This window comes from Secundilactobacillus odoratitofui DSM 19909 = JCM 15043, assembly GCF_001434895.1.
GTDB classification, from domain to species: Bacteria; Bacillota; Bacilli; order Lactobacillales; family Lactobacillaceae; genus Secundilactobacillus; species Secundilactobacillus odoratitofui.
On the sequence record NZ_AZEE01000029.1, the window covers coordinates 315061 to 339626 of the forward strand.

Below are 24566 nucleotides of genomic sequence, written 5' to 3' on the forward strand. Positions count from 1 at the left end.
GGAGCGTGAACATAATGACGAATAAAACTTGGTTTGTTACTGGCACCTCAACGGGTTTTGGCCGATCACTGGCAACTTATCTTGCACAACAAGATGACGTTAATGTAGTGGCAACTGCAAGGCACACAGATCAGCTTGGTTATTTAGATCAGTATAATCATGGCCAAATTTTGAAGGCAACACTTGACGTAACTGATCATAATCAAATCATGGCTGCTGTTCAGCTTACTCAAGCTAAATTTGGTGGTATTGACGTCCTAGTAAATAATGCCGGGCTTGGATATTTTGGTACGTTTGAAGAAAGCAATCTTGATACTGCTCGGTACATGTTTGACGTCAATGTCTGGGGTCTGGTAGATGTGACCCGCGCAATTCTTCCTGGAATGCGGAAACAAAATCATGGCACTATTGTGAACTTTTCTTCGATTGGCGGTCTGTACTCATTTCCAACCTTAGCTTTTTATCATGGTTCAAAGTACGCTGTGGAAGGAATTAGTGAAACGATTTCGAAAGAAGTCGCTGCTGAAAACATCAAAGTGATGTTGATTGAACCAAGTGGGTTCCGTACCGACTGGGCGGGACGCTCGTCAGCTAAGGATTTACCTCAAATTGACGACTACAAACAATTCACCGACGCCATTAAAAATAATGCTGATGGCGCACATCATGAGCCAGGTGACCCCGACAAAGCTGCCCAAATTATTTATAATCAGGTCACAAACCATTTCAACGAATTACCTTTACGCCTACCATTAGGGAAGTTCGCATCAGATACGGCAATTTCAAAATATCGCGATCAGCTGACTAAATTTGAAACGCTACATGATTTATCTGCGTCAGCAGATCAACCAGAATAAAAACAAACAAGACGCTGACTACCCGCTACAGGAGTACGCCGGCGTCTTGTTTTAATCTTGAGTAAGCCTACGAATCGGCTTCGCGGGTACTCCTGCGACAAGCGTATTATTATGGACATTTTTGGCCACAACTGCACCAGCGGCGACTACGACGTTGTTACCAATTGTGACACCTGGTAATACAGTCACTGATCCTCCGAACCACACATCGTTGCCGATTGTAACCGGCTTAGCTTGTGCAAGATACTGACGGCGACTGTTTCGCGTCATCGGATGATTGACTGTATAGATACCGCAATTCGGCCCAATCATCACATTGTTACCAATAGTGACTGGCGCCATGTCCAAGATGGTTAGATTGTAGTTACTAAGAAAGTCGTGACCAACATGAATATTCTTCCCATAATCACAGTTGAAGGTCGCCTGTACCGATAGATTATCGCCAGAGCTTCCGAGGATCTCTTGCATTTTCTTAGTCTGATTTTCTGGTTCAGTTGCTGATATCGCGTTAAATTCCTGGCAGAGTTTTGCTGCATGTGCCTTGCGTGCGACGATTGCTTTATCGTCGAAGTGGTACCAGTCACCGGCTTGAAGTTTGTCTAATTCAGATAACATAAAATCAGTCCTTTCAGATTCAATCTACCACTTAAACTGCTGTTTAAGTCAAGATGATCTGCGTCGGATAGGTAAACAGCAAAATGTAAGTATTTCCGAGAAATAAATCAATCTAACGACTAAAATCAAAAAATCGTGATATAGCACGCCTTTAAGGGTGTTTTACCGCAGTAACGGTATATACGCTGATGGAATGTGCACCCTCAACTAGTTAATCAGTCACTAACCAGGAGGTCTTTGGTATTAAGTTCAGAACAGCAGGAGCAGGAACTGTAACCAAAAGGGTTAGTATCACAACCCAATTTCTGACGATACACAAAAAACATCGTAGAGTGCTATAGGCATTTACGATGTTTTTTAATGTACTTTAAAGCCAACGGAATATACGTCCATGAACTTACTTTATGTGCATGGTCAAGGTGCCCAAATGGGTAATACTCCCAGTCAATTCATCCCCGGCTTTTAAAAACAGTTGTGGTTCACGACCAACGCCGGTTCCACTTGGTGTGCCTGTAAAAATCAAATCACCCGGCTGTAATTCGCAAATTGTTGACAGATAATGAACTAATTCTGGAATCTTGAATATCATTTGGCGAAGTGGCGCTTCCTGCATAGTTTGGCCATTAAGCTTAGTCGTGATGACCTCCTCATCGAGATCATCAATTTCATCCAGAGTCGTTAACCAAGGTCCAATTGGAGCGTAATTTTCGAATGATTTTCCCATTGAAAACTGGGGATTATCATTCTGAAATTGCACTGCCCGATCAGACAGGTCTTCACCGACCATCACACCAGCAACGTGGTCCATTGCAGTTTCAGTCGTAATTTGACGACCACCTTGACCAATAACTGCGACAATTTCAGTTTCCCAGTCAGTTTTGGGGCCTTGTGCCTTAACATCTATAACACTGGGCGCAATTGAACTGCTAAACTTAGTAAAAATACTTGGTGCTTTAGGCAGTTGAATGTGGATCTCAGCTGAATGATCCCGATAGTTCATACCAACTGCAAATACCTGCTTGGGACTAGTAATTGGTGCATCGAGTTCTGCCTGCTGAAAGATTTCAACCGGACCTAAATCACGTTTTTCAGCTGGTAAAGCTAAGACTGCCAAAATAGACTGTGCGTTCAATACTGAGCGGCCATGTTCGTTATCTTCAATAATAAATGGCTTTTGATGCCGCATTGCAATTTTCATCTTTATCACCTCGCCATTAGAATACCACTTTGGCCAATTGACTTCAGGAAATGATTTCCCGGGAAATAACTGCGTCCATTTCAGGATGTAAACAGCCCGTTTCTTTTGCCAGTTAGTTTAAAAGTGTAACATTCGTAGTAATGTACATCTATTACGGAGGGGCAGGTATGCAAAAATTTATTTCCAACGCAATCTTTTGTCTTGGGCTAATAACATTTGGTTTTGGGCTCAATCGCGCAATACTGGTTCGAATAATCGGCGGTACTTTAATCATCATTGGTATCATTTCAGATCCTAAAGTTTGGTCATTTATCAAAAGAAAACACCAGCACATACTAACGCGTCACAAATAACATTGTTCATGTCAATCATTATGTTAATCATTCAAATGAGAAAACAGACCATAAAATTAAAAGGATTGCAGATTCCTAACTCAGGAATCTACAATCCTTTACTTTTATGCTAAGCCTTAGAAGTGTTTTTGCTTAGATTTACGTTTATTCTTCATTACACAATTCGGTCTTTATGCAGTTTCGACCAACGCATTCTTAACAGTTTTACAATCTCAGTGACCACTAAGACGATGAATCCTGCGACAATTGGAATACCCCACCCATAAGTGAAGTTAATGCTTGTCGTATGGAAAACACCTTGCATGAACGGCAAGTAGATGATCCCAAGCTGCAACACGATTAAGGCAGCAATGATGTAAAAGGCCATTTTGTTTTGGAAGAAATACTTCGATACAACTGGGTGGTTATTTCGTAGATTAAACAGATAGAAAATCTTACCAAAAATCACGACGTTAAGCGTCATTGTGCTACCCATCAAAGCTGTAATGGAATGGTTGACCAGCATATCGTAAGCAATCATGCCCAGTCCTGAAATCAGTAGCGAAACGTAGATCACTTCAACGACATCCATTTTGGATAATATCCCCGCCTTTACATTACGTGGTCCTCGAACCATGATACCACTTTCGACGGGCTCGAAAATGAACGCAAACTGAATGGTCAAAGCAGATACCATGTTGATCCAAAGTAGTTGGGTTGGGTACAGTGGTAGCGATTGATCCATCACAATACTCATGACCACGATCAGGCCTTCAGCAAAACTCGTTGGCAGTAAGAAGCGAATCGTCTTACGAATATTATCAAAGACGTGGCGACCCTCTTTAACCGCTGCTAAAATCGTCGTAAAGTCATCATCGGCTAGAACCATATCCGCGGCACCTTTGGCAACGTCGGTCCCTTTGATACCCATGGCAACCCCGATATCAGCTTGCTTCAATGCAGGCGCATCGTTAACACCGTCACCAGTCATCGAAACGACATGGTCATTGGCTTGTTGCGCCTTCACAATTCGCAGTTTATCTGCAGGTGTGGTTCGCGCAAAAACGGTGTACGAATCAATGACTTCTGAAAGTTGTTCGTCAGATAATTCATTCAGCTCAGGCCCGGTAATTGCTTTAGGATTATCCGCCAAGTTTAACTGCTTAGCGATGGCCGCAGCAGTTTCTGGATCATCACCGGTAATCATTTTAACTTGAATACCAGCATAGCGTAACTGTTTAACAGCATCTGCTACCTCTGGACGTGGTGGATCGATGATGCCAACTAAACCAACTAATTTCAAACCGTCACCAATCATATCGGCATCAATTTCAGTTATTTCCTGGGAAATAACTTGGTAACCTAGCGCAACAACTCGCTTACCTTGACGAGTCAGTTGACTCATCTGATCCGCCATCACACCGGCTTCAACTTCACCGCCGTGTTCACGAATCAAGCGTGTCAACGTTTGCGGTGCACCCTTTACCATTAAGACTCGTTGATCACCATGGTCAACTAGCCGTGCAGAATACCGGAACGCCGAGTCGAATGGTAGCGAATCAATTTCATTTACGACTGGATCATCATGGTTTAATTTATGGAACAACGCTGTCAACGCACCATCGGTTGGTTCACCGGTTAAGACCCACTGACCGTCTTCATTATTAAAGACTGCGTCAGAGGTTTGGCCGGCAATTTGAACAAGCCAATTCAAGTCATGATCTTGTTGCCAATCTACGGTCTTGCCAGTCGGTGTTTGAATCTGGCCCTCTGAATCATAACCCACACCAGAGACCTGGTATTGATGATGTGTGGTCAAAATATCAGTGACAGTCATTTCGTTCTTCGTCAATGTCCCAGTTTTATCAGTGTTAATGATATCAACTGCACCCAAGGTCTCCACAGCCGGCAACGTTTTAACGATGGCATTTTGCTTCGTCAGCTGACGCGTTCCCATGGCTAAAACAACCGAGGTACTAGCAGGCAGGCCTTCAGGCATTGAACCAACCACCATAGTAATTACAGCGATTAACAAGGTTGGTAAACTATAGACTTGAATGATTGCCCCTAAGATAAATAGCAGAACGGCGGCAATCACAATAGCTAATGACAACCCGAAACCAAGTCGGTTCAAGTTTTGCATCAGCGGTGTTGGCTTAACTTTCACGTCCGCAACGTCTTGTTGAATCTTACCAATTTCGGTATTTGCGCCCGTTGCGACAACGACACCAAGGCCGGAGCCACTGGTAACTGCGGTCGAAGCAAACGCTTGGTTGTAACGTTCAGCTAATGGCACCGTCTCAGCCTCAATGGGCTCCTCAATTTTTTCAACGGAGTCCGTTTCACCGGTTAAGACGGATTCTTGAATTTTTAAATTATCTGCTTCTACTAAACGCAAGTCAGCCGGAACTGAATCTCCGGCTTCAAGCCGAACGATATCACCTGGCACTAATTCACGAGATGGTAGCGTCATTTTCTGCCCATCTCGGATCACAAAACTTTCCGAAACAAGTAACTCTTGAATTTTAGCAAGGGCGTTATCAGCTGAAATCTCTTGGAAGTAGCCAATAAAAGCGTTCGCGATAATCACCAATCCAATAACCACCGAATCAGAATAGCGGTGAAGTAGGAATGTGATGATTGCAGCAGCAGCCAAAATATAGATGATGCTGTTGTTGAACTGTTTTAAGAACCGCAACAAGTTTGACACTTTCTTCGCTTCTAGCTCGTTAGGCCCGTGCTTTGCAAGTCGTTGTTTAGCCTCAGTTGCGCTAAGTCCATTCTCACAGTCGGTCTGCCATTGCTGCTCAAGCGTTGAAGTTGATTGGCGCCAAATTTGTTGCTGGCTGGGTCCGGCGTCTGTTTTTTCGTCGGTTGCCGTGGTTGTAACTTGATTATCTTCTGTTGCCATATTAAATGATCATCCTTTCAAAATTAGAAAAATTAGCGGTCTGGAATTGCCAGATTAACGAATCTGTCCCTCAATGGAATCCCTTCTTTCTTTATTGTTATCTATAAGATTAAATATTAATAATGTGAAACGCAAGCTATTTCTATTACTATTTTAAGAAGATTCTAATTCGTCTAGCCTAACTTTTTTGTTTATTTTTCAAGTAATTCGGAATCGCCATAATAACAGCAATGTAAGCGTTGTATTAGTTGCATCAAAAGTTAAGGATAACCTAAAAAGTATTTTACATTCTAAATAATAAATGTACAATGAACACGGATTCAAAATTTATGAAAGGTGGTATTTCGTTTTGAACGATGAAAAAACACCACGCAAACACCATTTGATTGAATATGCCAATGGCAAATCCTTGGAAGAAATCAATGGTTCTATTGAAGTTCCGAAAGGCAAAGGATTCTGGCGCACACTCTTTATGTACTCCGGCCCTGGCGCACTTGTTGCTGTAGGGTACATGGATCCAGGTAATTGGTCGACTTCCATTACCGGTGGTCAAAATTTCCAGTATCTATTAATGTCTGTTATCTTAATGTCAAGTTTGATTGCGATGTTACTGCAATACATGGCGGCTAAACTTGGCATCGTGAGTCAGATGGACCTCGCGCAAGCCATTCGCGCGCGAACCAGCAAATCGCTTGGAATCGTTCTTTGGATCCTAACCGAGTTAGCCATTATGGCCACTGACATTGCCGAAGTTATCGGTGCTGCCATTGCCTTATACTTACTGTTCCACATACCACTTGTGATCGCCGTTTTCATCACCGTATTTGACGTATTATTACTGCTATTATTAACGAAAATTGGCTTCCGAAAAATCGAAGCCATTGTGGTTTGTTTAATTCTGGTCATCCTATTCGTCTTTGCTTATCAAGTTGCTCTATCAGATCCTAATTGGGGTGCTGTCATGGGTGGCTTCATTCCAACCGCTGACACCTTCTCCTCGTCAATTAAGGTTGGCGGTGACACACCACTATCTGGTGCCTTAGGGATTATTGGGGCTACCGTCATGCCGCATAACCTGTACTTACATTCGGCAGTTTCTCAGACTCGTAAGATTGATCATACCGATGAAGAAGATGTCGCTCGGACTGTTCGGTTCACAACTTGGGATTCTAACATTCAGTTAACCGCAGCCTTCTTCGTTAACGCATTACTATTAATTATGGGTGTCGCTGTCTTCAAGACTGGCGCTGTAAAGGATCCCTCATTCTTTGGCCTATTCCAAGCATTATCAGATACATCAATGCTCAGTAACGGTGTCCTCATTGGTGTCGCCAAATCTGGTATCTTGTCCGTCCTATTCGCTGTTGCGCTTCTAGCTTCCGGTCAAAACTCAACCATTACGGGAACACTTACTGGTCAAGTTATCATGGAAGGCTTTGTGCACATGCGCATGCCACTCTGGCTTCGTCGCCTTGTAACCCGTTTAATTTCTGTTATCCCCGTACTGATTTGTGTTGCCATGACGGGCGGTAAAGGCGCCATTCAGCAACATGAAGCCCTCAATGCTTTGATGAATAATTCGCAAGTCTTCTTGGCCTTCGCGCTACCATTTTCAATGCTGCCGCTGCTTATGATGACTGACAGTAAACTAGAAATGGGTGATCGTTTTAAGAACTCGCCCATCATTAAGGTTCTAGGTTGGTTCTCAGTAATTGCCTTAACAGGCCTCAACATGAAGGGCCTACCAGGCAACATCGAAGGCTTCTTCGGCGAAAACGCCTCTAGTGCACAACTTGCATTAGCAGATAATATCGCATACCTGCTAATTGCCGCAGTGATGTTATTGCTTGTTTGGACCATTTACGATTTATATAAAGGAAATCGTCGTCTAGCCGCTAAACTCGGCGGTGTGGACAACGCACTTTGATGGGAGGAACACGATGACAAAAACAAATTTTAAACACATTCTTGTCGGTGTTGACGACTCCGCTGACGCTCTTTTAGCCTTCCAATATGCGATTAGTACCGCCAAACAAAACGACGCTCGCTTAACAATCGTTTCAGTTTTAGAGAGCCATGATATGAGTGTCTATCAAGCACTTGATAAAGATTATATCCATGGTGAACGTAGCGAATTGGAGGAACACATCAAGGTTTACCTCAAACAAGCGCAAGACGCTGGCATTGAAAAGGTAAACGCCCTAGTTTCTGAAGGTAACCCAGGTGAGACTATCGTTCGCGATGTGATTCCACACGTTAAACCGGATCTATTGCTGATTGGCTCCATCGCCAAAAAGGGGCTTAAACGCCGCTTCGGTAGTCAGGCAGCTTACATGGCAAAGTATGCCCCCATTTCAGTACTTGTTATTCGATAGACTCTTATGCACAAAAAAAGTGACCCGTTTGGGTCACTTTTTTGTCGATTTTAATTGCGGTCACAGTTTACTTAAATTAACGCCACGAACACTGCGAATTTGATCCGTCACAACGAGTGCTTCTGGATCAATAGCTGCAATGATAGGCATCACACGTGTCCAATTTTGCTGGCTACAGATGTAATACAACACATCTTGACGCCGTTGTCGATAAAATCCCGTTGCGTTTAACATCGTGACACCCTGACCCAGTTGACTCGAAAGGGCTTGGCCAATCTCTTGGTTATGCTCAGAGAATACCATGACTGACCGTTTGGCACCGACTGCATCCAAAAACTTATTTAAAACAACAGCCGAAACATACAATTCTGCCACCGTTAAGAGCATATTTTGAAACCCAATGACGTAAGCAGAAGGAATCGCCACACTCAAATCAAAAAATAACATGGCCGAACCGTTCCGAATGCCCAGGTAACGATTAACGATTTTGGCTAAAATCGTACTACCAGCAATTGTACCGCCAGCTCGAAAAATCAGCCCCATTGAAATCCCCATCAAAACACCGCCGGTCACAGCAGCGATTAAAGTCTGGCTCGTCTGATAAGGCATAAAAACCGGTATTTTTAAGAAAATCGAAATCCATAATACTGCCCAAAGTGAGTAATAAACGGTCTGACGATTCAGGTAACGCCAACCGACGAGCATTAAAATCCCGTTTAACACTAAGTTCGTTAACGCCGGTGAAATTTTTAGCGTATAATACCCAATCGCAGTCAGCCCCGTCACACCACCCTCACCAATTCGGTTCGGTATCAGAAAATAGTTAATCGCAAGGGCGTAAATGACGGCTCCAACCATGATTAAAACACTGTTTCGTATGATTTGTTTCACACCATCGTCCTCCTATCTCCCCGTTAACTCATAGTATCTACTTTACGCTATATCATTATACAGAAAAAGAGAGTGTGACAAAACTCGTTTAGGTCCCAGAATAGAAGCCAAAAAAGTGTGAATTCCTCAATTTTTTGGGAATTCACACTTTTTTGGCTTCTATGGCCGGGACTTGAGTTTTATCACACGTTAAGGCTAGATAAAAGTTTTGAAATTAATTTCAACCGTTAATTGATTTTGAGTTAAGGATGTCATCCGATTTTTGCCAATATGGACTTTTCTCAGTGACTTAATTCAAAAAACGATTAATTGTAAACAATAACCGGCTCGCCTGCGTATGCCAGTGCATATAAGGCGCCCATTTTCGACGGTGGATTATTGATACATCCATGTGAGTGATAATCGCTACGGTAACTGGTATTACCATAAACGTAACTTGGTTGCCACGACGAATCATGCAGGCCGACACCGGAATTCGTAATTGGCATCCAATACTTAACCTTTGAATGATACGTCGACCCGTTATCGTTGTCACCCGTTAACGTGGTGTTCCGTTGCTTATACATAATGTAGTAAATACCTTGAGGCGTTTGATTGCCGCCAGTGATAGTGCCTGACATGACCTTAGTTGAAAACTTCAGCTTGCCATTCACATAGGCGTACTCACGCAACGTTTTCAGATCCACTTCAATGTACGTATTGCCGACCGTATTAGCTTTACCATATCCAGTTCCCGTTACGTAGTCCTTCAAGTTAATTGATTGACTAGCTGAATTTTCGAAACCTGATAAAATTCGGTTGGTTAGTTTACTTTGTGAAATTGACCATCCGTAAGTACCGCCTGATGGTACCGTGATTGTAGTGCCACTATGCGTCTTAAACTTGGCTGCTTTCCCCTCAGTATCATATTTCGAAGCAAGTTGGGCAATATATTGTTTAAGTGACGAAGTATCAAATTGATAGCTGCCAGCCGCTGTTGCCGTCCCATTTTTCAAATAATCGCTCGCTTTAAATGTAATTGTCTTGCTTGGAAAGGCCACCGTAACTGTTTGACTCAGTAATTTCTGTAGTTTTGCCTTAGTTTGTGAAAGCGTGTTGCTATTAGCACTCACTGCTTGTTGCGTTACCTTTTTTACGCTGATAACACTGGCGGTTTGCGCCTGCTGCTTGTACGTGGCAACCATTTTAGCTTCATCGAGCGTATTACCCGCTTTACCGGCCTGGACGCTGATTTGACCATTCTTTAAAATGACCTTCGCATCAACCGGTTTGGTTCGATTCGCATTGATTGTTGCTATTTTTTGTTTGAATTGGGTCAATAACGTTGTTAACCGATATTTTTGCTGTGAGGCTGAAATCGTCTGCGTTAACGTCATTTTGACTGTTTTAACTGGATGGCTGTCAGTATTGCGCTTTGTTAATAACTGCTTGACCTTTGCCTGCGTCACCGCCACTTTAGAAGCTGACATCGTGATTGATGCGCTAGAATTCTGGGTAGCCGCCTGGTTTAACTTTTGGGTTGCTTGAGCTACCGTTAAATTAGTCACCGTTACACCGTTAATTTGAGTCGGCTTAAACCGCTGATGGTAATAACTCGCATAACCAAAACTGCCGATTCCTAATGCGACTAAAAACGTCACAATCATAATCAACCATCGTCTGCCATGACGGGGTTGCGTTGCGTGTTGTTTCATTCTTCTCGCCGCCTTTTTATCATCATAGCTTCATTATGGTCATTCAACCTTAAGCGTTCTTAAAATAACCTGATTTTAAGATTAACTTAACGAAATTTGGAAATTGCTTACATTTTGCCAACTTGCCCGCCTATAATAAACATATTCGGAATTATTTTCCATACATACATTTAATCATGATAAATTAGGACGTGACTTCATGCAGGAATTATTTGAACAAGCTCCCATACCAAAGGCCTACTTTAAGCTCGCCTTTCCAGTGGTACTGGGGATGGTCGTCAGTATGATTTACAACCTGGCGGATACTTTTTTTGTTTCGCAGACTCAAAATACCGATCTCGTCGCCGGTGTTTCACTATGTACACCGCTATTTTCCCTTCTTCTCGCAATTGGCGATATTTTCGGCTTAGGTGGTAGTTCCATTATTTCACGCTTAATGGGACAGAAAGATTACAACGACGCCACCAAAATTAGCAGTTTCTGCTTTTACGCTGCGATTGTGGTAGGCCTAGTGGTTACCGCCATTTTATTAATTTTTCAACGACCAATTCTATACATGTTTGGTGCAACCGCACAGACCTATGCCTACGCAGCAGACTTTTATCGTATCATGTCGATGGGTGCCGCGTTAATTATTGTGTCGTTGGTCCCCAATAACCTCATTCGAACTGAGGGTTTAGCGGTTCAATCAATGATTGGCGCTGTTGTTGGCACGGTCGTCACCATCATCTTAGACCCAATCTTAATCCTATCCTTTCACCTCGGTGGCGCTGGTGCTGCACTGGCGACCATTATCGGCTACGCCTTCACCGATTTAACGTTCATCTGGCTCACATTTAAGTATTGTAAAGTCATTTCCATGTCGTTTAGCCAACACCGAATCTCTTCTAGCTATATTCGTCAGGTGCTCTTAATCGGTATCCCTGCTGCAATCACCAACGTCATGACCGCCTTCGGGACCGCGATGCTTAATCGTTATTTGGCCGCTTATGGTCCAACTCAAGTTGCTGCGCTAGGCATCGTTATGAAAATCTACACCATTGTGACCTTGGTGATGGTTGGCTTTGCATTCGGTGCGCAGCCCTTGATTGGCTACACTTTTGGCGCCAAGAATATGAAACGTTTTAAGCAAACTGTTCGGTTTGATTTGCTCGTTAATATGGGCTATTCGTTCATTCTTGCAATTATTCTCATGATTCTCGCGCCCCACGCGGTCAGTCTCTTCTTGAACAATCAGGCCGTTATTGAGGCCGGAACAACCATGTTACGCATTTTCTTGATTTCGACGCCCTTTATTGGTGGCGTTTTGGTGTTCACAACCATGTTTCAATCAATTGGTAGCCCACTGGGTGCGCTGCTGATGTCAATCTCTCGACAAGGCGTGATCTTTTACGTCATTATTTTGATTGCTGCACACTTCTTTGGCTACACCGGTGTTGTTTGGGCACAACCCATCGCCGATATTGTCACTTGCTTAATGGGTGCTTGGTTATATCAAACTTTGGCAGTTAAACGAATCGAACATCTTAGTTAAGTCATTGTAATAACGAATGCGGCATCACAACTGATTAACTTTGTTGTGATGCCGTATTTTGTGTTGTCGGCCCTTGTCAAACCAATTAAAAAGCTCATACGTGTGTCAAAATTAGCGATATTTATCTTGTTTGGTATAATTCTGATGCCACTCACCGATTAAATCACAGATTTTTTACCAGATGTTTCATGTGAAACATTTTGACGTCAAATCAACATTATTTTGTCTGAATTGTCATTTTCGCCCTACTCTCTCACGATATGACATCATAACACCCATCTTCACTCAAATCCCATATGCAAACGGGTTGTTTCAGTCCCATGTTCTGTTTTACAATGGCCATGTAACCACAATAAACGAGGAGATGCTGTTATGACAAAACGGATCAAGGGTTCTTGTACCACTATTTTAGTAGGAAAGAACGCCTCCATCGATGGCTCTACAATGATTGCAAGAAACGAAGACGGCGCTGGACCATTAAACCCACAAAAGTTTGTGGTTGTTCAACCAGCTGACCAGCCTAAGCACTATAAGGCCGTCTTGAGTAAAGTTGAAATTGATTTACCTGATAACCCCCTTCGTTACACGTCAACACCAGATGCAACTGACGGCCATGGTATCTGGGCCGCAGCTGGCATCAACAGTGATAACGTCGCAATGACCGCCACTGAAACAATCACCTCAAATTCACGAATTTTAGGTGCCGATCCACTTGTTGATGATGGTATTGGTGAAGAAGATATCACTACCTTAACACTGCCATACATCCATTCTGCTCGAGAAGGTGTTGAGCGCTTAGGCGCACTGCTTGAACAATATGGGACATATGAATTAAACGCTATGGCTTTCTCTGATAAAGATGAAGTCTGGTACTTCGAGTCCATTGGTGGGCACCACTGGGCAGCAATTCGGATTCCTGACGATGCTTACGTTATTGCCCCTAACCGCATGAACATTGATCAATTTGACTTTGATTCAGATGACACTTTGTACGCTAAGGATCTCCCTGAAATCATCAAGACCTACCATATGAATCCTGATACTGACCAGGTTAACCTGCGTCACATTTTCGGTAGTGCAACTATCAAGGATACCCGTTACAACAACCCTCGTGCTTGGTATGGCCAAAAGTACTTTAATCCAGAGTTTGAAACTACACCAATTGACCAAGATTTGCCATTCATTTGCCGTACTTCAAAGAAAATCAGCATTGAAGACATGAAGTTCGTGTTAAGTTCACACTACCAAAACACACCTTATGATCCTTACGGTACGGGTACTGAGGATCAAAAGAAACAATTCCGGCCAATCGGCATTAACCGAAACCAGGAACTCCACATTTTACAAATCAGAAATGACGTACCAGCTGAAATTGCTGGTATTCACTGGTTAGCTTTTGGTCCTAACACGTTTAACGCAATCGTGCCATTCTATGCCAACATTAACGACACCCCAACGTCTTATAAGAACACCACGGGTGATTGCAACCCCGCTAATATGTACTGGTTACCAAACGTACTGGCTTTAATGGGCGACCACAACTTTGGCCTTTACGAAGATCAAGAAAACCTCTTCGAAGAAAACACCGTTGCTGCTTGCCGTAACCTTCAAATTAAGACGGATCAGACCGCGACACAACAGAGCGACTTACCCGCCTACCTTGAAAAGGTTAACCAACAAATGGCTGATATTACACAGCAAAACTCAAACAAGCTTTTAGGTCAGATGCTCGCTTTGGGTGAACCTCAGATGAAGCTCCAGTTTACCTTGAACGATTAGGTTCGTTCACGTATATTTCCGGCATCAATTTTAATGCTTACCCACAAAGTAAACACGCCATCTTCCAATAATTGGTAGATGGCGTGTTTTTTAATCGATTATAATCTGCAAATAACCGTAAACTATTGCGGTTACTCATTATCAAACGAATTAATTAATTTAGAAAAGTAAGCAGCGACAATGTTAGGAATACCAACCAAAGTAAAGACAAGTAAGAACTGCGCACCCTGATACGCATTTTCATCTAATACCATGATACCAATTAAAATAATGACACAGACTGTTGCACTGTACCCGCGTATGTGCGAGATGGTAGTCGTCCGATTGCGTTGTTGATACTTTGGGTGTCGTCTTTCAAACCACGCCGAACTGGCCCACAAAACGGCAATCACAACGATGACGTAACCGATCGACAGTTGCCAATCCTTGATCAGGGTCATCGGAAACAAACACACAATTGTCAGCACCCAGAACAGTAAATTATAGTTCCCATATTGCCAATCAACCATCACTTTCTCCTCCATCACTAAATTGCCTGTAACCGTCGATCTTTTGGCGAAAAGCGACTAACTAAGAATACGATGGACACAATGCCAAGCACGATACAGTACCAACTGTACGGTACAATCGATGCCGCCGAAACTTGTGCGATTGCAGCAGCCATTAATAACTGACCGCCATAGGGGATGATCCCCTGACCCACACACGAGAAAATATCAAGAATACTGGCAGTATACGACTTTGAGATATGGTAAGTATCCGATAAATCCTTGGCAATTGGCCCCGCAATCATAATTGAAACCGTGTTATTGGTGGTAATCAAGTCCAGGAGTAGGATCAAAAATGCAATCGCAAATTTGCCACCCAAGGCCCCATTAGCATGCTTCGTTATTTTATTCAAAAGCCACGAAATACCACCCATATGATGCATCAGTTGTGCAAGACCACCAACAACAATCGAGATAAATGAAATGTCAGCCATCGAAAGCATACCCTTATGAACCGCGTCTAATGCGCCGATGAAATCAAAATCACCATAACCCATACCGATAGCGATTGCCGTGACGATTCCCATTAGTAACACTACCAGCACGTTTAAGTTCATAAAGGATAACACGATAACGACCACATAGGGTAAAATTTTAATCCAGTGAATCGCCCCGAGCCCGCTCAAGTTCGCATGACCAACTGAGACAGTCATTAAAAGGGCGATGGTAATGAGCACCGCTGGAATTACCATGATGGTGTTCGTCTTGAATTTTTCAAAAATTGTTACGCCCTGTGTTTTTGCGGAGACAATCGCTGAACCAGAGATTAGCGAGAGGTCATCCCCGAACATAGCGCCACTCACGACCACGCCGGCCATCAGTGCCATGTTAATGTGAGCAATCTGAGCGATACTAGCTGCAATTGGCATTAACGCTGCAACAGTTCCCATTGAAGTCCCCATGGCAAAGCTTAGGATACAACCTAAAATGAACACGCCTGGTACTAAGAACGACTTGGGTAAGTACGTCAGACCAATATTAGTAATTGTCTGGACAGCGTGCATTGACTTTGTAACGTAGTAAAAGGCACCAGCCAACATAAAAATAATGATCATCAAGATCATCGTTTCTTGTCCAGCACCCTTAAAAAAGATGGTGAGTTTATCGCTAAACGTATCTTCTCGATGATCGCCTTTAAGTAAAAAGGCCACTACACTGGCCAGCATCATAGCAACTAATAATGGCATATTATCAAAGCTCCCGGTCAGTAGCCCTGAGCTAATGTACAACACCAAGAAGAAAATTAACGGCACGAGCCCAATAAAATTACCTTGGGGTGCTTGTTTATCTGATTTCACGTTTAATTCCCGCTTTCTAAAAACTTCGACTGTTCATTATACAGGAAATCAATAATAGGAAAATTGGAGCTAGCTGAGAGTTTTAATCTAACTCGTGAAAATAGATCACTATAGTTAACTACGATAGCCGTCGCCCATTAATTTAAAAAAATCCCACGTAACCAAAACTGGTCACGTGGGACTCTCTCACAAAAATGTTAGGCAGTTGTTGACGAAACATTGGTTGAAATTTTAGCTTTATTCAACAGAACTGAACTGGTTACAACGGATAGTGAGCTAAAGGCCATTGCTAATCCAGCTAGCTCTGGACTCAAGGTTAACCCGATGGCAAAGAAGACACCAGCAGCTACTGGAATCCCTAGCACATTATAGACAAACGCCCAGAACAGGTTTAATTTGATTCGATTAAAGGTCTTCTTGCTGAGGGCTAAGGCCCGGTCGACGTCCCTTAAATCATTCTTCACCAACACGATACCGCCAGACTCGATGGCAATGTCAGTCCCAGAACCCATGGCGATGCCAACGTCGGCAACCGTCAGAGCCGGCGCATCATTAATGCCGTCTCCAACGAAGGCGACTTTACCATCTGCCTGCAGGGCCTTAACATGGTCCGCCTTATCACCTGGTAAAACATCGGCAATGACATCATCGATACCGACCTGATCAGCAATTGCCCGGGCAACACGCTGGTTATCACCAGTCAGCATCACTGTTTTTAACCCACGAGATTTAAGCGCCGCGATGGCTTCCTTAGATGTTGGTTTAGGTGCATCCTGAATGGCAATAACGCCAATAACCTGGTGATCAAAGCCAACGAAAACCACTGTTTTGGCTTCGTCTTGTAATTGCTGGACTTGTTGCTTCAGTGATGCATCAATCTCATAATCAATCAACAGTTTATCATTACCAACAAACGCCTGTTTACCATCAACAGTAGCTTGAACCCCCTTACCTTCAATGGCCTTGAAATCGCTAGCTGCTGGGACCGTTAATTGATCCGAGGTAGCCTTGACTAAAATAGCGGCGGCCAGTGGATGCTCAGAAGCACTTTCAAGACTGGCAGCGACAGTTAACACTTGCTGGTGGTTACCAACGACGTCCGTCACTTCAGGTTTACCCATGGTAATCGTTCCAGTTTTATCGAAGACAACGGTCGTCACATCATTGACCGCTTCCAGAACTTCACCATTTTTAATCAAAATACCCATCTTAGCTGAACGACCAGTCCCAACCATTAAGGCAGTCGGTGTCGCTAAACCAAGTGCACATGGGCAGGCAATGACGACGACGGAAACTGCGAAAATCAACGCATTAGCGACACTGGCACCCAGAAAGACGTACCAGACTAAGAAAGTGAGAATCGCGATAATCAAAACAACTGGGACAAAAATGTCAGAAACTTTATCCGTTAACTTTTGAATGGGTGCGTGACTTGTCTGGGCTTTTTTAACCAGCTCAACGATTTGTGACAGCATCGTATCACGGCCAATTTTTTCAGCTCGGAACGTAAACGTCCCGTTACTATTGATGGTTGAGCCAATCACACGGTCGCCGGACTTTTTTTCAACTGGCATACTCTCACCAGTCACCATTGATTCATCTACTGACGACTGACCGTCAGTAATAATCCCATCTACGGCAATCTTTTCACCGGGTTTAACCCGAATTAAATCACCAACGACAACTTCGTCCAACGGTACCTTGACCAGCTGACCGTCACGTAAAACTTCCGCTTCCTTGGCTTGTAAGTTAACGAGTTTTTCGACCGCACTCGATGCATTGTTACGCATCCGTTCTTCAAAGACTTGGCCCAGCAGAACAAACGTTGTGACGAAAGCGGCACTCTCAAAGAATACGGCTTGGTGCGTAATCATCGCATAGATACTATAGAAGTAGGCTGTTGCAGTTCCAATCGCCACTAAGGTATCCATGTTGGAATGGTGCTTCTTAAATGACGACCAGGCACTTTGGAGAAATGGACCGGCCGAAACTGCCATGATGACGGTTGTTAATGCCAGCATCGTCCATTCGCCCCCAGGCAACATCCAGCCAAACGGATGAAATATCATTTCAGCCAACATTGGTAAAGACAGTACCAATGACACCCAGAATCGAGCCGTGATGCTCATTACTCAATCACCACTTTCCCAAAGAACATATCCATACCGCAACTAAAGCTATATTCACCTGCCTTATCGGTATTGATTGTCACCGTTTTCGTTTCATTCAACGGAAGGGCCTCTTCAAAGCCAAAATCCTTAGAGTGAACAACGTCTAAACAACCTTGATCGTTCGTTCTCGTAAAACTAATCGTTGCTGGAACACCTTGTTTCAAAGTGACAACATCTGGTTTGTACCCGCCTGCTACTTCAACACTTGCCTTTTGTACGTTTTCACTCATAATTATTTCCTCCTCAAAGTTCGATATTCTTGAATTACTTAATAATTAACTTGCCGTGAAACATATCCATCCCACAAGCCCACTGGTACTCGCCGGCCTTGCTGGTGTCGATTTTGATTGCTTCTAATTGCCCCTTTGGCAATGCACGATTGATGCCGAAATCTGGAAATACCACCCGGTCTAAACAGCTAGATGGGTCATGGCGCGTAAAGTTTAACACTGCTGGCACACCCTGCTTTAAAACAACTTGTTCTGGTGAATAACCACCGTTGACATCAACATCCACTTCCTGAACGTTATCAGTTACCTCAGCAGTTTGAGCAGCTACTTCGTGCTTACCAAAGAACCACCACCCGATAAATCCAATAATTGCTAAACCAGCAATCAATACAATGAGCTTAATCATGGGAATCCCCCTCTTAATGACTTTTATCGTTTACATTTGTAAACCTTGATTAAATACTACCCCCGGGGTTTACATTTGTCAATGATAACTGATTGAATTTAGGGATTGCCCTTACTCGCCAGTGCAACTTTAAGATACTAGGGGTGGGACAGGGACACTCACCTATTTAAGGTTTACGAGACTTCGCCCAAACTAAAAAGAGTACGATCTGCTCCTTTTGAGCAAGCTTCGTACTCTTATTATTTTTGAGACTGGAAACGTCTGTCAGCTATTCACCATGTTCAGTAACGTGGGCCTTCACTTGCCCGACAATTGTCATAATGTGTCGATCGGATAATTCGTAATGAATATTTTTGCCATTGCGTGTGCCTTTAACCAGGTTCTGCTGCTTGAGCAAACTGAGTTGGTGTGAGACCGTGGACTGATTTAGATCAAGGACTTCCGTCAACTCGGTCACACTGAGTGTCGTTTGCGCTAACGCTAAAATAATGCGAACTCTCGTCACGTCACCGAGCGCCTTAAACAGTGCCACCACACGCTCTAGTTCTGATGAGACCACCAAATGATGCTTTAGGTGGTCAACAATTTCAAGATGTTTAGGATCTTCCATTGATTCGTATTGCCTCCGTTTAGGGGATTTCCCCTATCTTAGTGATAATCTTCAACTACTGTTGCTTTCTATAAAGAAAGCAGTTACAATACATATTGAGATATGTTCATATGTTAATACGTATTGAGGTGATTATGATGAAATCTTTAACAATCTCCTCCCGCTCGCGTCAAACACTGCGGGGACTCATCGATCATAAGCTTGAACTACTTATGATAGCTAGCTCAACCATTATATTATTAATAACCCTTCATTTTCCAGTATCACAGTTAACTATTTTCTTCTACTTACTGGCTTACCTCATCATTGGCTTTCCGGTGATTCGTCAATCCATTAAAAACATTGCGGTTGGTGATCTCTTTGATGAAAACTTTTTAATGACGATTGCGACGGTCGGTGCACTGGCCCTCGGTGACTACGCTGAAGCCATCGCAGTAATGCTATTCTATCAAATTGGCGATTTATTCGAAGATATCGCGGTTAACCAATCCAAACAATCTATCACGGCACTCCTCAAAGTCAAGGCGACAACAGCTACTGTCAAAACACCGACCGGGCCAAAAGCCATGAAACCTGAGCAGGTTCAACCGGGCCAAATCATGCTCATAAAACCTGGTGAACGCGTTGCCCTTGATGGTCAGTTAGTCGCTGGACAATCTAGTCTAGACACGTCAGCACTAACTGGTGAATCACTACCACGCGATGTCAAAACCGGCGACACAGTGCTCAGCGGTACCATCAACTTAACTGGTGCGCTGGAAGTTCAGGTTACGAAACCTTATCAGGAATCCACAATTGCTCATATCCTGGACCTTGTCCAAAATGCTGGTCAAAAGAAGACGACAACGGAGAAGTTTATCAAGCGTTTCGCAAGGATTTACACACCGGTCGTCGTTGGACTGGCCCTACTACTGGCCATTGTACCACCGCTGACAGGTCTAGGAACCTGGGCGACCTGGATCAACCGTGCGCTGGTTTTCCTTGTCATCAGTTGTCCGTGTGCACTGGTTATTTCAGTGCCGCTCAGCTTCTTCGGCGGTATCGGTGCTGCTTCTCGTCACGGTGTGTTGATTAAAGGAAGTAACTTCCTTGAAGTGCTCAATCACGTTGACACGATTGCATTTGATAAAACCGGTACTTTAACTCAAGGGAAATTTACGGTTAGCAAAATTGCACCAGTTGCACCGATGACCGCTCACGAGTTACTTGGTTTGGCAGCGGCCGTTGAACAACATTCTAATCACCCCATTGCCCAGTCAGTTGTCGCCGCATATCCAGATAATCTGGTTGACTATGATGTACAAGATATCACTGAAACAGCCGGTCATGGTATCAGTGCCACCGTGAACGGCCAGGGTGTCATTATCGGTAATGCACAAGCACTGGCTGCTCACCAGATCAAACTCACTGATATCGAATTGACCGGCACTTGCGTCAACGTCGCCCTTGATGGTCAATACGTTGGCCAAATCACGGTTGCCGACCAACCAAAACCAGATGCTGAATCAGCCATTACTGCATTGAAGCAACATGATATTCAAACGGTTTTACTCACAGGTGATAATCGTCATATTGCTGATCGAATCGGTAAACAACTTGGTATTTCCCATGTTAAGTCCGACCTGTTGCCTGCACAAAAAGTAACTGCCATCGAAACACTCACACAGGCCGCGCATGCCAAAAATCACCGTGTTGCTTTCGTTGGTGATGGCATCAACGATACCCCCGTCCTAGCACGCGCTGATGTTGGAATTGCAATGGGTGGTCTCGGTGCGGACGCTGCGATTGAGGCAGCCGACATCGTCATCATGGATGACCAGCCGACTAAGATCAATGTTGCGATGAAAATCGCCAAGCGTACGAAAACCATCGTTTGGGAAAACATTACGTTCGCCTTGCTTGTCAAAATCGTGTTTCTAGCACTTGGTGCCGTTGGCATTGTTGGCATGTGGGAAGCGGTCTTCGCAGATGTCGGTGTGACGCTGATTGCTATTGTTAATGCTCTAAGGCTACAACGACTGTAACAATTAATTGTTCAATTACGTCAAAGCACCTCAATATAACCTATTGAGGTGCTTTTTATGTGGTTCGTCGACTGTCAGCTAACTATCTCCGTCAACAGTTGTTGTCATGACCTGAGGTAAACTATCTCGTTCTTAATTTCTGGTTGCACTCTGCTACACTGGTGTAAAAGCACTGTTTCAAATGTCAGATCAAAGAATCTGTTTAAAAAAATTTCCTGGAAGCGTGGTAACTAACATTGATGCTCACATTCATTAAAAAGGGGCTCGTCGTTATACTTGGAGTATTTTTCGCAGCGGAGGCAACGATATACTTAGACGAGACTATTCATACAAGAGTTGTACTGTTCTTAATTTTCTCGGTCCTGAACCTGATTGCTTTTAATGACTTGGCAATGACCAAAAATATTGTAAAAGTGTTAATCAAAGATAGCCATACCCCCATTCCTACTTGGCTAGAAATGCTCGGCGGGATAGTCGGGGTCATTTGGACACTGCAAGTCACGCCGGAGTTACCTTTTTGGGAAACAACCATTTGGATTATCACTAATACAGTATGCTCTGTGAGCTGCTTATATGTGATTTACAAATTCGTGCGACGATTTCTGCCACAGCAATAATAGAGCCTGAATCAAGAAAAAAGAAGAAGCGTTGGTATATCAACGTTTCTTCTTTTCATTTTTAGATTATCAAAATCACCCGTTAACCATATCGTTTAAGCTTACGCCGCTTGCAATAGTCCCAACACTAAGTGGAGTTGTGGCTGTAACTGGGCCGTTATCTCAGGTGTCATATGACGATTATTTTTAATTAATAATTCATCGTAGATCACCTTTTGATAAATTGAGACAACAACGCGTGCCAATGGATGACACTGATCCGACTGAATTGGTAAAATGGCGGAAATTGCCTTAAATTGAACCGCAATTTGATCCACCAAACCATTGAGCACACCCAATAACCAATCGGCCTGTCCTTGTGATAGTAGCATCCGTTCACGAATCGTTATCATGAACGATTGGTAGTTTTCCTCATTTTGAAAAATCGACCAAACTCGTTTGAAGACCGTTAGTAATCGCTGTTCTAAATCATCAGTTGATTCACAGTCCGTTAACGTAAAGTGTACCTGTTTCATTCGTTCTGTGATGCCTTGATACACAATAGTATCCAGAATTTCGCGTTTACCATGTGGAAAATAATAGTACATTAACCCCTCAGCAATTCCCGCTTCTTGGTTAATTTTACGTGTTGTTGTTGCTTCAAAACCATTTTCCGCAAACATTTCCCGGGCAATACTAATAATCTTTTCCCGTTGATGATCACTTTTGGTTGCGTTTTTTACCATGTCACCCATCCTTGATTTTTATGTTCAACTGGTTGCAATGATTTTACTAAAAAGGGGCGGCCCCATCTGTCGTTACTGGTACCCACCCTTTTTTAGCTACATTATTTTTTGAATATCGGTCAAGAACGTTTCAATGTACGGCATCAACGTTTGACCAATCAGGTAAATGTTCAAGATGATCAATACAACAGTAATCACCCAAGCACTGTACTTGACCCAAGTACGGTTAGCAAATTCGCCCATTAAGGTCTTACTACTGGTAAAGATTACTAGGGGAATGACGGCAAACGGTAAAGCGATACTCAGGAACACTTGCGAAATGGTCAGTAAATCTTCAATTTTAGCTTCGTTACCATGATAGTAAATCGCGAAAATTAAAACTGGTGTAACTGAGAGTAATCGTGTCACCAACCGTTGTACCCACAATGGTACTCGAAGACGGATAAACCCTTCCATGATAATTTGACCGGAAAGCGTCCCAGTAATAGTTGAACTTTGACCTGATGACAGCAATGCGATCGCAAAGAGCATACTCAACATAGGACTGGCAATCGCACCAACAATCTGACTATTACTTAAAGCGTTGAACAAATCAACGAATCGGCCGAGTGAGCTATCAGTTCCAAAGAATAATGCGGCACCTAAGATCAACAGCAAACTGTTCACGATGAACGCTAAGAACAATTGAATGTTAGAGTCAATTGTGGAGAACTTGATTGCCTTCGCAATGTCATTTCGATCCGAACGATCCAACTGACGAGTCTGGGAAATTGAAGAACCGAGATACAAGTCATGGGGCATAACGGTTGCCCCAACAATCCCAAGGGACAAGTAGAGCATTGAATGGTTAGTAATCACGTCGCTTGAAGGTACATAACCGCCCAAGATACCAGCGATACTTGGGTTTGATAACGCAACCTCGTAAGCGAAAACTAACAAAATGACAGTAACCAAAGTGGCCACAATCGCTTCAATTTTTCTGAACCCTAACTTCATCAATAACAGCAGCAACAAAACATCAGCCGCGGTAATGATAATGCCGACAATTAACGGGATGTGGAATAATAGCTTAAGTGCAATACCCGAACCAATAATTTCAGCAATATCAGTCGCCATAATGGCTAATTCGGCAATCACCCAAAGAACGATTCCCATTTTCTTAGAAGTCCGTTCCCGCGTTAGTTGCGCTAAATCCTTACCTGTCACGATTCCCAGTTTAGCCGACATCGCTTGAAGCAACATAGCAATCAAACTGGAAATCAAAACAACGGTTAAGAGCTTGTACTTAAACTGAGCACCACCGGCAATTGACGTAATCCAGTTACCTGGATCCATATAACCAACTGCAATTAAGATTCCTGGCCCTGTATAGGCCATCAAAGTCTTCCAAAAGCCAGCGTTCTTAGGAACTTGCACACTCCCATTGACTTCATCCAAACTCTTGCCGTCACCGCCAACACCTTGGACGAATCCTGCGCGCTTTTCTTCATCTGCTTCTTTCACAATTAAAACCTCTTTTCTATTGGCTTAGAAATTCGGTTGGTCATCGAAATACGTGATTTGATATAACGTTAAGCGTTGCCGTTTAAATTCATATCAAGTTATGCTTTCTTTGATCCAAACATTCAAAGCAATTCTATTCATTAGGTGGCTAATTGAGCGCCCGCTCAACTGCCACAACATACTATACCACCATAAATCTAAAACACAAGCGTTTCTTAATGATGTAAGCGGATTTAATTAAGGTTCTC

19 protein-coding genes are annotated in these 24566 nt (G+C 43.3%); 6 read left to right on the plus strand and 13 right to left on the minus strand.

Annotation, left to right across the window (positions count from 1 at the left end):
- Positions 1 to 14: 14 nt before the first annotated feature.
- Positions 15 to 857 carry an oxidoreductase gene (locus tag FD04_RS09530; protein WP_056948502.1) on the plus strand — a complete coding sequence of 281 codons (843 nt, stop codon included), beginning with the start codon at positions 15 to 17 and terminating at the stop codon, positions 855 to 857.
- A gap of 51 nt (positions 858 to 908) precedes the next feature.
- Here the strand turns inward: FD04_RS09530 and FD04_RS09535 are convergent, their stop codons facing one another.
- The 3 genes from FD04_RS09535 to FD04_RS09550 form a co-directional block, all read right to left on the minus strand.
- A complete protein-coding gene (locus tag FD04_RS09535; protein WP_054700129.1) occupies positions 909 to 1472 on the minus strand; it encodes a sugar O-acetyltransferase in 564 nt (187 codons plus the stop codon).
- A 397-nt stretch (positions 1473 to 1869) separates the two neighbouring features.
- Positions 1870 to 2670: a fumarylacetoacetate hydrolase family protein gene (locus tag FD04_RS09540; protein ID WP_056948504.1), complete on the minus strand. Its 801-nt coding sequence runs from the start codon at positions 2668 to 2670 to the stop codon at positions 1870 to 1872.
- Between the two features lie 507 nt (positions 2671 to 3177).
- Positions 3178 to 5913, minus strand: a complete 2736-nt coding sequence (locus FD04_RS09550; RefSeq protein WP_056948506.1) for an HAD-IC family P-type ATPase — start codon at positions 5911 to 5913, stop codon at positions 3178 to 3180.
- Positions 5914 to 6214: 301 nt separating this feature from the next.
- On the opposite strand from FD04_RS09550, the gene FD04_RS09555 reads away from it, so the two are divergent.
- Together FD04_RS09555 and FD04_RS09560 are read left to right on the plus strand one after the other, a co-directional pair.
- On the plus strand, positions 6215 to 7840 hold the full coding sequence (locus tag FD04_RS09555) for an Nramp family divalent metal transporter (RefSeq protein ID WP_056948508.1): 1626 nt from the start codon (positions 6215 to 6217) through the stop codon (positions 7838 to 7840).
- A gap of 13 nt (positions 7841 to 7853) precedes the next feature.
- Complete coding sequence (locus tag FD04_RS09560) at positions 7854 to 8288, plus strand: universal stress protein (protein WP_056948510.1); 435 nt, start codon at positions 7854 to 7856, stop codon at positions 8286 to 8288.
- A gap of 60 nt (positions 8289 to 8348) precedes the next feature.
- Here the strand turns inward: FD04_RS09560 and FD04_RS09565 are convergent, their stop codons facing one another.
- Together FD04_RS09565 and FD04_RS09570 are read right to left on the minus strand one after the other, a co-directional pair.
- The gene (locus FD04_RS09565) at positions 8349 to 9146 is read right to left on the minus strand and encodes a YitT family protein (protein WP_056948662.1); all 798 of its coding nucleotides are present in this window, start codon (positions 9144 to 9146) and stop codon (positions 8349 to 8351) included.
- A 338-nt stretch (positions 9147 to 9484) separates the two neighbouring features.
- Complete coding sequence (locus FD04_RS09570; protein WP_056948512.1) at positions 9485 to 10873, minus strand: L,D-transpeptidase family protein; 1389 nt, start codon at positions 10871 to 10873, stop codon at positions 9485 to 9487.
- Positions 10874 to 11072: 199 nt separating this feature from the next.
- Between FD04_RS09570 and FD04_RS09575 the strand changes: the two genes are divergently transcribed.
- Both FD04_RS09575 and FD04_RS09580 read left to right on the plus strand, forming a co-directional pair.
- Positions 11073 to 12407 (plus strand): MATE family efflux transporter, encoded by a 1335-nt coding sequence (locus FD04_RS09575; RefSeq protein WP_056948514.1) that lies wholly within the window; start codon positions 11073 to 11075, stop codon positions 12405 to 12407.
- Positions 12408 to 12779: 372 nt separating this feature from the next.
- Complete coding sequence (locus FD04_RS09580) at positions 12780 to 14186, plus strand: C69 family dipeptidase (protein WP_056948516.1); 1407 nt, start codon at positions 12780 to 12782, stop codon at positions 14184 to 14186.
- A gap of 131 nt (positions 14187 to 14317) precedes the next feature.
- On the opposite strand, the gene FD04_RS09585 is transcribed toward FD04_RS09580, so the two are convergent.
- The 6 genes from FD04_RS09585 to FD04_RS09610 all read right to left on the minus strand — a co-directional run bounded on the left by FD04_RS09585 (position 14318) and on the right by FD04_RS09610 (position 19449).
- Positions 14318 to 14695 carry a hypothetical protein gene (locus tag FD04_RS09585; protein ID WP_054700118.1) on the minus strand — a complete coding sequence of 126 codons (378 nt, stop codon included), beginning with the start codon at positions 14693 to 14695 and terminating at the stop codon, positions 14318 to 14320.
- A 17-nt stretch (positions 14696 to 14712) separates the two neighbouring features.
- Positions 14713 to 16032 (minus strand): Na+/H+ antiporter NhaC family protein, encoded by a 1320-nt coding sequence (locus FD04_RS09590; RefSeq protein ID WP_056948518.1) that lies wholly within the window; start codon positions 16030 to 16032, stop codon positions 14713 to 14715.
- A gap of 197 nt (positions 16033 to 16229) precedes the next feature.
- On the minus strand, positions 16230 to 18161 hold the full coding sequence (locus FD04_RS09595; RefSeq protein ID WP_056948519.1) for a copper-translocating P-type ATPase: 1932 nt from the start codon (positions 18159 to 18161) through the stop codon (positions 16230 to 16232).
- Positions 18161 to 18433, minus strand: coding sequence for a cupredoxin domain-containing protein (locus FD04_RS09600; protein ID WP_054700113.1), 273 nt, complete (start codon positions 18431 to 18433; stop codon positions 18161 to 18163). Before FD04_RS09600 ends, FD04_RS09595 begins: the two co-directional genes overlap by 1 nt.
- Positions 18434 to 18467: 34 nt before the next feature.
- Complete coding sequence (locus FD04_RS09605) at positions 18468 to 18839, minus strand: cupredoxin domain-containing protein (protein ID WP_054700111.1); 372 nt, start codon at positions 18837 to 18839, stop codon at positions 18468 to 18470.
- Between the two features lie 268 nt (positions 18840 to 19107).
- The gene (locus FD04_RS09610; protein ID WP_054700109.1) at positions 19108 to 19449 is read right to left on the minus strand and encodes an ArsR/SmtB family transcription factor; all 342 of its coding nucleotides are present in this window, start codon (positions 19447 to 19449) and stop codon (positions 19108 to 19110) included.
- A gap of 137 nt (positions 19450 to 19586) precedes the next feature.
- On the opposite strand from FD04_RS09610, the gene FD04_RS09615 reads away from it, so the two are divergent.
- The gene (locus tag FD04_RS09615; RefSeq protein WP_054700107.1) at positions 19587 to 21473 is read left to right on the plus strand and encodes a heavy metal translocating P-type ATPase; all 1887 of its coding nucleotides are present in this window, start codon (positions 19587 to 19589) and stop codon (positions 21471 to 21473) included.
- A gap of 718 nt (positions 21474 to 22191) precedes the next feature.
- Here the strand turns inward: FD04_RS09615 and FD04_RS09625 are convergent.
- On the minus strand, positions 22192 to 22815 hold the full coding sequence (locus FD04_RS09625) for a TetR/AcrR family transcriptional regulator (RefSeq protein ID WP_056948524.1): 624 nt from the start codon (positions 22813 to 22815) through the stop codon (positions 22192 to 22194).
- A gap of 96 nt (positions 22816 to 22911) precedes the next feature.
- Positions 22912 to 24318 carry an Nramp family divalent metal transporter gene (locus FD04_RS09630; RefSeq protein ID WP_056948526.1) on the minus strand — a complete coding sequence of 469 codons (1407 nt, stop codon included), beginning with the start codon at positions 24316 to 24318 and terminating at the stop codon, positions 22912 to 22914.
- Between the last annotated feature and the right edge of the window lie 248 nt (positions 24319 to 24566).

Coding starts and splice junctions, on each gene's coding strand:
- FD04_RS09550 (WP_056948506.1), bottom strand. CDS start 5,913: ATGGCAACAGAAGATAATCAAGTTACAACCACGGCAACCGACGAAAAA.
- FD04_RS09570 (WP_056948512.1), bottom strand. CDS start 10,873: ATGAAACAACACGCAACGCAACCCCGTCATGGCAGACGATGGTTGATT.
- FD04_RS09580 (WP_056948516.1), top strand. CDS start 12,780: ATGACAAAACGGATCAAGGGTTCTTGTACCACTATTTTAGTAGGAAAG.
- FD04_RS09560 (WP_056948510.1), top strand. CDS start 7,854: ATGACAAAAACAAATTTTAAACACATTCTTGTCGGTGTTGACGACTCC.
- FD04_RS09625 (WP_056948524.1), bottom strand. CDS start 22,815: ATGGTAAAAAACGCAACCAAAAGTGATCATCAACGGGAAAAGATTATT.
- FD04_RS09600 (WP_054700113.1), bottom strand. CDS start 18,433: ATGAGTGAAAACGTACAAAAGGCAAGTGTTGAAGTAGCAGGCGGGTAC.
- FD04_RS09555 (WP_056948508.1), top strand. CDS start 6,215: ATGTACAATGAACACGGATTCAAAATTTATGAAAGGTGGTATTTCGTT.
- FD04_RS09585 (WP_054700118.1), bottom strand. CDS start 14,695: ATGGTTGATTGGCAATATGGGAACTATAATTTACTGTTCTGGGTGCTG.
- FD04_RS09575 (WP_056948514.1), top strand. CDS start 11,073: ATGCAGGAATTATTTGAACAAGCTCCCATACCAAAGGCCTACTTTAAG.
- FD04_RS09530 (WP_056948502.1), top strand. CDS start 15: ATGACGAATAAAACTTGGTTTGTTACTGGCACCTCAACGGGTTTTGGC.
- FD04_RS09565 (WP_056948662.1), bottom strand. CDS start 9,146: ATGGTTGGAGCCGTCATTTACGCCCTTGCGATTAACTATTTTCTGATA.
- FD04_RS09535 (WP_054700129.1), bottom strand. CDS start 1,472: ATGTTATCTGAATTAGACAAACTTCAAGCCGGTGACTGGTACCACTTC.
- FD04_RS09610 (WP_054700109.1), bottom strand. CDS start 19,449: ATGGAAGATCCTAAACATCTTGAAATTGTTGACCACCTAAAGCATCAT.
- FD04_RS09540 (WP_056948504.1), bottom strand. CDS start 2,670: ATGAAAATTGCAATGCGGCATCAAAAGCCATTTATTATTGAAGATAAC.
- FD04_RS09615 (WP_054700107.1), top strand. CDS start 19,587: ATGAAATCTTTAACAATCTCCTCCCGCTCGCGTCAAACACTGCGGGGA.
- FD04_RS09595 (WP_056948519.1), bottom strand. CDS start 18,161: ATGAGCATCACGGCTCGATTCTGGGTGTCATTGGTACTGTCTTTACCA.
- FD04_RS09605 (WP_054700111.1), bottom strand. CDS start 18,839: ATGATTAAGCTCATTGTATTGATTGCTGGTTTAGCAATTATTGGATTT.